Annotated in this window: 13 protein-coding genes; 3 read left to right on the plus strand and 10 right to left on the minus strand. The window is 71.1% G+C overall.

Annotated elements, in window-relative coordinates:
- From VP06_RS30965 to bla, 3 genes are all read right to left on the minus strand, one after another.
- Positions 1 to 325: hypothetical protein (locus tag VP06_RS30965; protein WP_048467667.1), on the minus strand; the 325-nt coding region annotated here is incomplete at its 3' end.
- A 67-nt stretch (positions 326 to 392) separates the two neighbouring features.
- On the minus strand, positions 393 to 863 hold the full coding sequence (ybaK, locus tag VP06_RS30970) for a Cys-tRNA(Pro) deacylase (protein WP_048467668.1): 471 nt from the start codon (positions 861 to 863) through the stop codon (positions 393 to 395).
- A gap of 22 nt (positions 864 to 885) precedes the next feature.
- Positions 886 to 1,779, minus strand: coding sequence for a class A beta-lactamase (gene bla / locus VP06_RS30975; protein WP_048467669.1), 894 nt, complete (start codon positions 1,777 to 1,779; stop codon positions 886 to 888).
- A 708-nt stretch (positions 1,780 to 2,487) separates the two neighbouring features.
- Here bla and VP06_RS30980 point away from each other — a divergent pair.
- Complete coding sequence (locus VP06_RS30980; protein ID WP_048467670.1) at positions 2,488 to 2,997, plus strand: ferritin-like domain-containing protein; 510 nt, start codon at positions 2,488 to 2,490, stop codon at positions 2,995 to 2,997.
- Between the two features lie 3 nt (positions 2,998 to 3,000).
- Here the strand turns inward: VP06_RS30980 and VP06_RS30985 are convergent, their stop codons facing one another.
- From VP06_RS30985 to VP06_RS31000, 4 genes are read right to left on the minus strand one after another with little or no spacing between them, the layout of a single operon-like run.
- Positions 3,001 to 3,729 carry a maleate cis-trans isomerase family protein gene (locus VP06_RS30985; RefSeq protein WP_048467678.1) on the minus strand — a complete coding sequence of 243 codons (729 nt, stop codon included), beginning with the start codon at positions 3,727 to 3,729 and terminating at the stop codon, positions 3,001 to 3,003.
- 11 nt (positions 3,730 to 3,740) lie between these two features.
- Positions 3,741 to 4,511: an ABC transporter ATP-binding protein gene (locus VP06_RS30990; RefSeq protein WP_048467671.1), complete on the minus strand. Its 771-nt coding sequence runs from the start codon at positions 4,509 to 4,511 to the stop codon at positions 3,741 to 3,743.
- A 31-nt stretch (positions 4,512 to 4,542) separates the two neighbouring features.
- On the minus strand, positions 4,543 to 5,406 hold the full coding sequence (locus VP06_RS30995) for an ABC transporter permease (protein ID WP_048467672.1): 864 nt from the start codon (positions 5,404 to 5,406) through the stop codon (positions 4,543 to 4,545).
- Entirely contained in the window at positions 5,390 to 6,400 is a 1,011-nt protein-coding gene (locus tag VP06_RS31000) for an ABC transporter substrate-binding protein (RefSeq protein WP_048467673.1), read from the minus strand. Before VP06_RS31000 ends, VP06_RS30995 begins: the two co-directional genes overlap by 17 nt.
- A 254-nt stretch (positions 6,401 to 6,654) precedes the next feature.
- On the opposite strand from VP06_RS31000, the gene VP06_RS31005 reads away from it, so the two are divergent.
- Positions 6,655 to 7,374, plus strand: a complete 720-nt coding sequence (locus VP06_RS31005; RefSeq protein ID WP_048467674.1) for a GntR family transcriptional regulator — start codon at positions 6,655 to 6,657, stop codon at positions 7,372 to 7,374.
- A gap of 28 nt (positions 7,375 to 7,402) precedes the next feature.
- Entirely contained in the window at positions 7,403 to 8,146 is a 744-nt protein-coding gene (locus tag VP06_RS31010; protein ID WP_048467675.1) for an aspartate/glutamate racemase family protein, read from the plus strand.
- A 150-nt stretch (positions 8,147 to 8,296) separates the two neighbouring features.
- On the opposite strand, the gene VP06_RS31015 is transcribed toward VP06_RS31010, so the two are convergent.
- The 3 genes from VP06_RS31015 to VP06_RS31025 all read right to left on the minus strand — a co-directional run.
- Complete coding sequence (locus tag VP06_RS31015; protein ID WP_197093330.1) at positions 8,297 to 8,995, minus strand: carbonic anhydrase; 699 nt, start codon at positions 8,993 to 8,995, stop codon at positions 8,297 to 8,299.
- A 34-nt stretch (positions 8,996 to 9,029) separates the two neighbouring features.
- Positions 9,030 to 9,557 carry an NUDIX hydrolase gene (locus tag VP06_RS31020; RefSeq protein WP_048467676.1) on the minus strand — a complete coding sequence of 176 codons (528 nt, stop codon included), beginning with the start codon at positions 9,555 to 9,557 and terminating at the stop codon, positions 9,030 to 9,032.
- A partial coding sequence (locus VP06_RS31025; RefSeq protein ID WP_048467677.1) for a DUF429 domain-containing protein occupies positions 9,554 to 10,101 on the minus strand: 548 nt, incomplete at its 5' end. The genes VP06_RS31025 and VP06_RS31020, both read right to left, overlap by 4 nt.

The following is a 10,101-nucleotide window of genomic DNA, read 5'->3' on the forward strand; positions in this document are numbered from 1 at the left end:
GCGCCGGCCGGCGCCCATAGGGATCGTCGACGCCGCGCGGAGGCGTGAAGCCGTAATAGCTCGGCTTGCCGATGCCGAAGGGCGAGCCGACATAGCTGGGATCCCCCAGCGCATTGCTGGGCACGAAGATCTGGCAGCCGGGATCGCCGCGTGTCGGGGGTGAGGCGTCGCTGTCGCCGCGGGGGAAGTAGCGTGGGGGCGGCACGTCAGCCGGCCCGGGCCTCGGCGTCCGCCAGAAGCCGGGCTCCGGCATGTCGGCCGCGCCCGCCGGCCCCGCGAGGCCGAAGGCGATCGCGCCTGCAACCAGCCCCACGCCGTACCGCATCAGCCCGCCCCCACGATGATCTCCGGGACCGAGCGTTGGCGGATCATGGTTAAGGTCGCGTTTCGGATCAGGTCACCGCCTCGGTCCGGGCCTGGAGCACGCGCACGAGATCCTCCGGCTTGACGCGCAGCTGCAACCCGCGCTGGCCACCATTCACGAAAACCTCCGGATGGGCCAGGGCGGCGGTCTCGACCAAGGTCGGTACGGCCCGCTTCTGGCCGAGGGGGCTGATGCCGCCGACATGGTAGCCGGTCAGCCGCTCGGCATCGGCCGGGCGCATCATCGCGGCGGACTTTCCCGCGAAGGCGGCGGCGAGCTTCTTCAGCGAGACCTCCCGGTCGGAGGGCACCAGCACGCAGACCGGCTTGCCGTCGACCGTGGCCATCAAGGTCTTGAACACCACGCCCGGAGAAACGCCGATCGCCTCCGCCGCCTGGAGGCCGATGCGGGGCGCCTCCGGGTCGTACTCGTAGGTGTGGACGGAGTGGGGGATGCCGGCGCGGACGAGAGCCTGGGTTGCGCGGGTGGTCTTCGACATCGGAGCGGGGCGGGGCCTTCGGTCAGGCGCCCGGGAAGCTCCGGGCGATCAGCCGGCCGATCTCGGCGTGCAGGGCGTCGCGCGCGGCGGGCTCGGCCGGTGATCCGGTGAGATACACTGCCGCGAGGATCGGCGCACCGTCCGGTCGGCGGATCAGCGCCACCACGTTGGCGGTGCCGTTGTCGCCGGTGCCGGTCTTGTCCGCCGTGCGCCATCCCTCCGGCAGGCCGGCGCGCAGGCGCTTCAGGCCGGTCGGGCTTTCCTGCATCCAGCCGGTGAGCCGGGCGCGGGACTCCGCCGACAGAACCTGGCCCAGCAGGATGGTGTCGAGGAGGCCGACCATCGCCGCCGGGCTCGTCGTGTCGCGCGGGTCGCCGGGGATCGCGGTGTTGAGGGTCGGCTCGGTGCGGTCGAGCCGGGTGACGGTGTCGCCATGGGCGCGGGCGAAGGCGGTGATGCCCGCAGGCCCGCCCAGCCTGTCGAGCATCAGGTTGGCGGCGGTGTTGTCGCTCCACACCACGGCGGCGGCGCAGAGCTCGGCCAGCGTCATGCCGGTCTCGACGTGCTTGCCCGTAACCGGGGCGTAGCTGAGGAGGGCGTCGCGGGTGTAGGTGATCCGCCGGTTCAGGTCATCCTGGCCCTTGTCGGCCCGGGCCAGGACAGCCGCGGCGGCGAGCGCCTTGAAGGTGCTGCAGAGCGGAAACAGCTCGTCCGCCCGGTGACCGAAGCGCCGTCCGGTCGCGGTGTCGCGCACCTCGACCCCGAGCCGTCCGCCGTCGCGGCGCTCGAGCTGGGCGAGACGGGCCGCGGCGTCCTCCGCGGCCTCCACGCTCCGGGCGGCGCAGGTCGCGAGCGCTGCACCGATCAGGGCGGCACGACGGGTGAGGCCGGGCTGAAGAAGGGCGGGATGGGACATGAGCGGGCTCCCTGCGCGCGGTTCATCAGGGATGCTCCTGTGAGACCCAACCTTGGCGATATCACGCTGGCGTCGTGACGGGATCGCGGCGCAATCCCCCCGTTTCACGGGAAACATTCTTAACGGAGGGATGCCTCCCCGCGGCAGGGGCGGATGCCGCCGACCTCGATGCGAGCACGGGGAAGCTCCCTTGCGGTCGGGGTCGTGGGTGTGGTGCCGGTCGCCTCGCCACCGCCGCCGAAGACGTGGGGTCGGGGGCCTGGTGGCTGCTGCCGGGACTGCCCTGGCGGTTGACGGCGCCGGTCTTGTGCAAGGTGCTTATGCGGTCACCGATCCTGCGGGTCGCCCTGACGGGTGGTGTTCACCTCCGATTGGCCGACCTGCCCGGTCTTGTCGGGATCCTTGGCCCGGGTCGGCCCGTCGTTCCGGTCTCGGTCGGAGCGCGCGCGGCGCTGCCCTGAGCGTTTGTCCGGGCGGTTGCCCGGCAGCACGGGGGTGGCGACGCAGTCATGGCGGTCTCCCTCCGGGATGGCGGCCGACAGCCTTGGCCCCTGCCGATGAGGCCGATCAACGCCGGCTGCCTGGCGCCATTCCGCACCGATTCGGTCCTCTTGGATACTTTGTCACAGTATGAGTATGTGAAGCGAACCGGTGATGGTGAACGGCGTTGGCCGAGGGAGCAGACACCCCGACAGAAAGGAACCGTCGATGGCCGAGGACGTCCGTTCGCTCTACGTGACCGCGCTGAAGAACACCCACGCGCTCGAATTGCAGGCGCTCCAGATCATGGAGCGGCAGGTCGAGCGGCTGGAACGCTATCCCGACATGGAGGCGGCCCTGCGACGGCACATCATCGAGACGCATGGCCAGCGCGACCGCCTCGACGAGGCGTTGGCGGCCCTGTCGGAAAGCCCCTCGACCCTCAAGGAAGGCGTGCTCGGCTTCATGGGCAACATGGCGGCACTCGCCCACACCCCGGCCCAGGACGAGATCCTGAAGAACGCCTTCGCCAACCGCGCCTTTGAGAATTACGAGGCTGCGGCCTACGACGCGCTGATCACGCTCGCGGAAGCGGCCGGCGAGAGCGCCCGGCTTCCCGCCTTCGAGATGTCGCTGCGGGAAGAGCTGGCGATGGCGCAAAAAATGGCCGACCTGGTGCGGCCGACGACCCGCCTCTACCTCGAACTGACGGTCAGCGGCGGCAAGGCCGACCGCTGAGGTTCACAGGCGAAACACCTTGCCCCGGCCGGTGATCCGGCCGGGGTCGGCGCCCGCCGCGCGCAGGGCCGCCCACAGGGTAACGGCGATGGAATCGAAGACCGGGATGCCGAGTTCGGCTTCTAGGGCGTCGACCATCGCCGCTCCCGCCATGTTGGTGCAGACGATCGCGACCGCCTCCGCGCCCTCGGCGGCCACCGCCCGGGCCATGGCGGCCACCTCCGAGTCCGGCACCTCCGCGAAGGAGAAGTTGTCGGAGAGGCCGCAATGCCGCTCGGCCGCGCAATCGAACCCGGCCGCACCCCAGTTGGCCTGGATCCTCGCCTGCACGTCGCCCGTATAGGGCGTGACGAGACCGACCCGCCGGATCCGAGCGCGGGTGAAGGCATCGCGAAACCCGAGCACCGCCGTCGCCGCCGGGATGCCGGTGGCCTCGGTGATGCGGGCGCACAAGGCCTCGTCGCGGGCAAAGCCCAGCCAGGCCGCCGAGGTGCCGTTCCACGCGATGGCATCCACCTTGGCATCGGCGAGGAGGGAGGCCGCGGTCAGGATCGGCGCCTCGTCGAATTGCCCGAGCCCCGCCGCCGACAGGGTGATCTCGGTGACGCGGAAGCGCGAGAAGTGGGCGGTGATGTCGGCCGTGCCGTGCAGCAGGTCCGCGGTCGCCGGCTCGAGCCGGGTGTTCGAGGACGGCGTCAGCATCCCGAGCCGAGTCATGCCGAGCCGAGTCATGCCGAGCCGGATCATGCGGCGGCCTTGCGGCTCGATTCCTCGCGGATCATCCCCAGCACCCGGCGCTTCATGTCGTTGAATTCCGGGCTCGTCACGTCCCGCGGCCGGGGCAGATCGAAGGGAATGAACTCGCGGATGCGCCCGGGGCGCCGGCTCATCACGGCGATGCGGTTGCCGAGCACCAACGCCTCGTCGACCGAGTGCGTCACGAACACCACCGTGGCGCCGACCCGCTGCCAGATCGTCACCAGTTCCTCCTGCATCTCGATCTTGGTCTGCGCGTCGAGGGCCGCGAAGGGCTCGTCCATCAGGATCACCGCCGGGTTCATCAGGAGCGCCCGGGCGATGCCGACCCGCTGGCTCATGCCGCCGGACAGCTCCGACGGGTAGTGCCGCTCGAAGCCGGTGAGCCCGACGAGGTCGATGTAGGTCTTGGCCCGCTCGTGCCGCTCGGCCTTGGCCACCCCTTTCAGCTTGAGGTGGAAGGCGACGTTGTCGATCACCGTGAGCCAGGGCATCAGGGTCGGCTGCTGGAACACCACGCCGCGATCGGCTCCGGGCCGCTCGACCCGCCTTCCCGCCACCCGGACCTCGCCGGCGCTCGGCGCCTCGAAGCCGGCGATCATGTTGAGCAGGGTGGACTTGCCGCAGCCGGAGGGGCCGAGCAGGCAGAGGAACTCGCCCGCCTCGATCGTGGCCCGGGTGCGCTCCACCGCCACGAGGTCGCGCCCGTCGCGATCGCGAAACACTTTCTGGACGTCGGCGAGGTCGATCGCGCTCATGGGGTTCTCCGTAGGGACGGGGAGGGACGACTCACCGTCCCTGCACCGTCGTGCCCTTCTGCCAGTGCAGCACCGACGCCATCAGCGCCTTGAGGCCGAGATCGGACAGGTAGCCGAGCAGCCCGATCGAGATCATCGCGGCGAGCACGATGTCGTAGCGCAGGAAGTAGTAGGAATCCCACAGCACGTAGCCGAGCCCGCTCTTCACCGCGACCATCTCGGCGGTCACCGTCAGCATCCAGGCCGAGCCGATGGCGATGCGTAACCCTGAAAAGATCGACGGCAGGGCGGCCGGCAGCACGATGTCGGTGAGGAGCTGGCGCTCGGAGGCCCCCATCATGGCGCCGGCCCGGATCAGGTTGCGGTCGACCCCGCGCACGCCGTGGATGGTGTTCATCAGGACGGGAAAGAACGCGCCGAGGAAGACCAGGAAGATCGCCGGCTTGTCGGCGATGCCGAACCAGATGATGGCGAGCGGGATCCACGAGACCGGCGGAATCGGCCGCAGCATCTGCAAGGTCGGCTCGACGGTGCGCTCGACGAACCGCCACCAGCCGATCGCGACGCCGATCAGAACCGCCGAGAGCGCCGCGATGGCGTAGCCGGCGGCGACCCGGGTCAGGCTCGCCAGCGCATCCGGCACCCAATGGCCGGAATAGGTCTGGGTGCTCTCGTCGAGGCCGAGCAACCAGTCGCCCAGCGCGTGCAGCACGGCGGTCGGGGCCGGCAGCAGGGCCGCCGGCAGGGCGCCGGAGCGGGCGAAGGCTTCCCAGCCGGCGACGAGGACGAGCGGCAGCGCCGCCCGCTCGGCGAAGGCGACGAGGCGCCGGGGCAGCCGGCGGGCGGGCGCCGGCGTCGCGGGGGTGAGCGGCGCGGTTTCAGTAACCGAGGCCATCGCGGGTCTTCTTGGTGGCGGCCTCCAGGAACGAGAAGTCCATGTGCGTCTCGACGTCGGCCGAGACGTCGCGGCTGATGTATTTCAGGTCCCGCATCATCGCGGCGATCGCCAGGGTCTTGGCGCGGTACATGCGGTAATCCGGCTCGGCGTTCTTGATCGCCTCGGTGGCGATCTCCTTCGACAGCCCGGTCTTCTGGTTGATCACGTCGACCCAGATCCCCCGATCGGCCTTGAGCGTCTCGACCAGGGCCACGTCGGCATCGACCACCGCCTGCACGCCGGCGCGGTTCTTGGCGATCACGTCGGAGCGGGTGACGATGAGGTTGGTCAGGTTGCCGGCGGCCTGGTCGTAGGGCAGCACGAAATGGGTGGCGGCGCCGGCCATGCGGATCTGCGAGGCGAAGGGCTCGACCGAGCAGACCATGTCGATCTCGCCCCGCTGCATCGCCGCGAGGTGGTCGGACGGGTTCGGGATGTTGACGAACTGCACGTCCTTGTTCGGGTTGATGCCCTGCTTGAGGAAGGCGCCGCGCATGTGGATGTCCTGGGCGTTGCCGCGGGAGGCCGCGACCTTGAGCGGAGTGCCGGCCGCCTTCGCCTTCTCCACCGCGGCCTTGAACCCGGCCCAGTCGTCGGCCTTCAGGTTCAGCGCCTTCGCCGACAGGCATTCCGAGCCGCCATTCACCTCGCCGGCGACCGCCACGATGTCGAAGCCTTTGTCGAGGGCGGTGACGTAGTGGAGATAGGTGACCTGCGCCACGTCGAGGCTTTTCGCGATCAGGGCCGTCAGCACGTCGTTGCCGGAATTGAAGCCGGTGGCGTCGATCGTCGTCCCTTTGGCGAGACCGGGCAGCAGGGCGACCGGCAGGCAATGGGCGCATTTGGCGTAGCCGACCTTCACCGGCGCCTGCTGCGCGGAGGCCGGCGAGAGGGACCCCGACGAGAAGGACCAGATGGCGGCGGCCAGCAGGGGGCCGAGATGGCGGCGCATGGGCGGTGACCTCGCAGTGAGGGGGGCGCCGGGAGCGGACCGGGCGCCGCGGCGGCTCTGATCGCGGGCGACGCCGGTGGCGCCGCGGGATCAGGGTGTGACGGGTCCGGGCGAGGCGCAACGCATTTTTCGTGCTCTGCATGCAATTGATGCCAAATGCCGAGGCCGGCAGCAGAATTGCCTGGAATTGATGCGCCCGCTGCCGGTCGGAGCGGCTATGGTCGAAGCCGGACGATAGATGAGAGAGGACAGGCATGGACCCGGTTCGGCGCCCCCGCGGGCGCCCACGCAAATCCGTGCTGCTGGAGCCCGCTGCCCTCGGGCCGCGGCGCGGCCTGCACGACCAGGCGGCGGAGCGCCTGCGCGGGCTGATCGTCGAGGGCACGCTGTCGGCCGGCAGCGCGCTCGTCGAGACCGAGCTGTCGGCGGCGCTGGGCATCTCGCGCACGCCTTTGCGCGAGGCGCTGAAGCTGCTCGCGGTCGAAGGGCTGGTGGAGCTGCGCCCGAACCGCTCGCCCCGGGTGGCGGAATTACAGGCCGATGCCGTGACGGAACTGTTCGAGGCGATCGCCGCCATCGAGCGGGCGGCGGCGGAACTCGCGGCGACACGCATCACTCACGCCGAGCTGGAGCGGCTGCGCCGGCTTCAGACCGAGATGGAGGCGCACCACGCCGCCCGGGATCTCGGCCCCTATTTCGCTCTCAACCAGCAGATCCACGCCCTGATCGTCGCCTGCGCCCGCAACACTCCGCTGCGGGAAGCGCACGACGCCCTGCACGCGCGGGCCGAGATCGCCCGCCGCCGCGCCCTCGACAGCCGGGCGCGCTGGGACGAATCGGTCGCCGAGCACCGGGCGATCCTGGCCGCCATCGAGGCCGGCGACGCGGCGGGAGCGGGCCGCCTCCTGTCCGACCATGTCGGCCATACCGGCACGGCGCTGCTCGCCGGCCTCGCCCGGCACGCCGCCGCCTAATCCTTGGCCGCCTGACGAAAGACCGCCGATGCGCCTGCTGCTCCTCAACCCCAATACCAGCCGCGACGTGACCGAGCTGATGCGCGCCACCGGCGCTGCCGTCGCCGCCCCCGGCACCGAGATTCTCACCGCGACGGCGCCCCGGGGCGTGCCCTATATCGCGACGCGGGCCGAGGCGCAGATCGGCGGCGCCATCGCCCTCGAGATGCTGGCCGAGGCGCCGCCGGTCGATGCCGCGATCATCGCGGCCTTCGGCGATCCGGGCCTGTTCGGCGCCCGCGAATTGTTCGACATGCCGGTGATCGGCCTCGCCGAGGCGGCAATGCTCTCGGCCTGCCTGCTCGGCCGGCGCTTCGGGCTCGTCACCTTCGCCCGCGCCCTGGTGCCCTGGTACGAGGAAACCGTCGCCGCCCACGGCCTCGGGCCGCGCTGCGCCGGGGTGCGGGCGCTGGAGGGGCGCTTCGGGACGCTCTCCGGCGTCCAGGAGGAGAAGGAGGCGCAGCTGATCGACCTCGCCCGGGCGGCGGTGGAGGAGGACGGCGCCGACGTGCTGATCTTTGCCGGCGCGCCCCTGTCGGGCCTCGGCGCCCGGGTGCGCGACCGTCTGCCGGTGCCGGTGGTCGATCAGGTCGTGGCGGCGGTCAAGCTCGCCGAGGCCGTGGTGGCGCAGCAGCCCCGCAAGGCGACGGCCGGCACCTTCCGCCGGCCGGACGCGAAGCCGAGCACCGGACTCGCACCGGCGCTGGCGGCGCGGATCGGGTGGGTGGACTGATACCATCGGCCCAAGATGCTGACGCATCGGGCCGATGAACCATCTCGAATTTTCGATGCCAAGCCAGAGGCTTGACGAAAATTCGCGAACGGAACCAAAGGTCGTTTCCAACGACCGTTGGTATGACGCGGATCCCGATCGTCCGGCGCCTCAGCCGCCGCTGCCGGCCTCGTCCTGGCAGCGGATCAGCTTCGTCGCGCTGGCCGCCCGGTCGGGCTCGGCCAGGCGGAACTCACCGGTCTCGGGGTCGCGGATCCGCAACTGCCCGGTGGCGATCCCGAAATGCGCGCCATGGAGCCGAAGCTTGCCGCGCTCCACCAGGATACGCACGCAGGGGAACGTCATCAGGTTCCTCAGGCTGTTCGTCACCGTGGCGAATTCGAGCTGCTCGAGATAGTCCGGCCCGCGCGGCTCGTCGCCGAGCGCCTCCGCCGCCGGGCGGATCAGCGAGACCCAGCGGCCGATGAAGTCACCGGGCGAGAGCGGCGCCGCATCGTCCGCGTAGGCGCGCACGCCGCCGCAGCGGGCATGGCCCAGCACCACGATGTGCTTCACCTTGAGCGCCTGAACGGCGAATTCGAGCGCCGCAGAGGTGCCGTGATACTCGCCGCCGGTCTCGTAGGGAGGGACCAGGTTGGCGACGTTGCGCACCACGAACAGCTCGCCCGGCCGCGCATCGAAGATCACCTCCGGCGAGACCCGGCTGTCGCAGCAGCTGATGATCAGGATCTCGGGGCTCTGCCCCTCGGCGAGGCTGGCATACCGGTCCTGCTCGCGCACGAACCGGTCGTCCAGGAAGGCGCGATAGCCCTCCGTCAATGCGGGGGGGAAGGGCATCGCGTCGGCCATGGATCACGCTCCTTGGAAAAGATCTGGGCAAGGCTTACGCCGCGCCAGGCCCCCAGGACAACGTCACCACCTCGGGGATCGCCTCGCCCGCCATGAGCCTTTTGGCCAGATCGGCGAGGCCCTGCGGCTCGACCCGGTCGTGGGTCGCGGCGAGTTCGTCGAGCGGCCACCAGCGGGTGCCGTAGACCGGGTTGTCCTCGGTCTCGGCGAGCCGGCTGGTATCGACGCGGTCGTCGGGCAGCTGCACCACGAAGTAGCGCTCGCGGGCGAAGCGCGGCTTGTTGAACAGCGTGAAGGCCCCGTCGCAGCGGGCGACCTGGGGACCGAGGGGCGCATCCTTGACGCCGATCTCCTCTTCCAGCTCGCGCCGGCACGCTTCCTCCGGCGTTTCGCCGGGCTCGATGCCGCCGCCGGGCATGAACCAGAAGGTCCGGTCCCCCGGACGGGCCGGATCGACGTCGCGCGAGGCTTCGTAGGCGATCAGGAGCAGGCGGCCCTGCGGGTCGAGCACCAGGGCGCGGGCGATGTCGCGGGTCGCCAGAGCGGTCGGGATGTCGGTCATGCGGGGGCCTCGCTGTGGGGAAGCGTCCAGATCGCGGCCGGCAGGCCGTGGGCGTCGCGCTCCGGCGGATCGGGATACGGCACGCCGCGCCCGTTGGCGATGGCCCGCGCCACGGCGAGGGCGGCCAGGGCGTCGAGGAGGTCGTCGGGCTTGGCGCCGCGCGGGACTGCGAGACCGGAGGGCAGGCCGGCCCGGGCGAGGAGCGCGCGCCGCAGGGCCGCGCCCTCCGCCGTCCGCTTCGAGGCGGGCAGGGCCGCGCCGCCATTGAGGCTCAGGAAGGCGAGTTCCGGATGCACCTCGTGGACCCGCGCCTGAAGCGCGGGCCTGGCGCGCAGGAGAGCATCGACCTCGCGGATGCGGGGAAAGATCGCGTTGGCGGGCGGGGAGGGGGCGAAGGGCTGGGTCTCGGGCCGGCGCGACAGGGCGATCGCCGCCGTGTAGTCGGGGGCATAGACGACGCTGCGGGCCGAGGTCGGGAAGACCGAGGCGCGCCGCGGGCCGAGGAGCGCCCGGACCAGCACCTCGGCGGCGCGGGCGCCGGGGC

This window comes from Methylobacterium aquaticum (assembly GCF_001043915.1).
Lineage (GTDB): Bacteria > Pseudomonadota > Alphaproteobacteria > Rhizobiales > Beijerinckiaceae > Methylobacterium > Methylobacterium aquaticum.

What these genes read in the sequence shown, in the direction of transcription:
- VP06_RS31020 (WP_048467676.1), bottom strand. Translation starts at nt 9,557, where the DNA reads ATGACCGACATCCCGACCGCTCTGGCGACCCGCGACATCGCCCGCGCC.
- VP06_RS31005 (WP_048467674.1), top strand. Translation starts at nt 6,655, where the DNA reads ATGGACCCGGTTCGGCGCCCCCGCGGGCGCCCACGCAAATCCGTGCTG.
- VP06_RS30980 (WP_048467670.1), top strand. Translation starts at nt 2,488, where the DNA reads ATGGCCGAGGACGTCCGTTCGCTCTACGTGACCGCGCTGAAGAACACC.
- VP06_RS31015 (WP_197093330.1), bottom strand. Translation starts at nt 8,995, where the DNA reads ATGGCCGACGCGATGCCCTTCCCCCCCGCATTGACGGAGGGCTATCGC.
- VP06_RS31000 (WP_048467673.1), bottom strand. Translation starts at nt 6,400, where the DNA reads ATGCGCCGCCATCTCGGCCCCCTGCTGGCCGCCGCCATCTGGTCCTTC.
- VP06_RS30995 (WP_048467672.1), bottom strand. Translation starts at nt 5,406, where the DNA reads ATGGCCTCGGTTACTGAAACCGCGCCGCTCACCCCCGCGACGCCGGCG.
- VP06_RS30990 (WP_048467671.1), bottom strand. Translation starts at nt 4,511, where the DNA reads ATGAGCGCGATCGACCTCGCCGACGTCCAGAAAGTGTTTCGCGATCGC.
- ybaK (WP_048467668.1), bottom strand. Translation starts at nt 863, where the DNA reads ATGTCGAAGACCACCCGCGCAACCCAGGCTCTCGTCCGCGCCGGCATC.
- VP06_RS31010 (WP_048467675.1), top strand. Translation starts at nt 7,403, where the DNA reads ATGCGCCTGCTGCTCCTCAACCCCAATACCAGCCGCGACGTGACCGAG.
- bla (WP_048467669.1), bottom strand. Translation starts at nt 1,779, where the DNA reads ATGTCCCATCCCGCCCTTCTTCAGCCCGGCCTCACCCGTCGTGCCGCC.
- VP06_RS30985 (WP_048467678.1), bottom strand. Translation starts at nt 3,729, where the DNA reads ATGACTCGGCTCGGCATGACTCGGCTCGGGATGCTGACGCCGTCCTCG.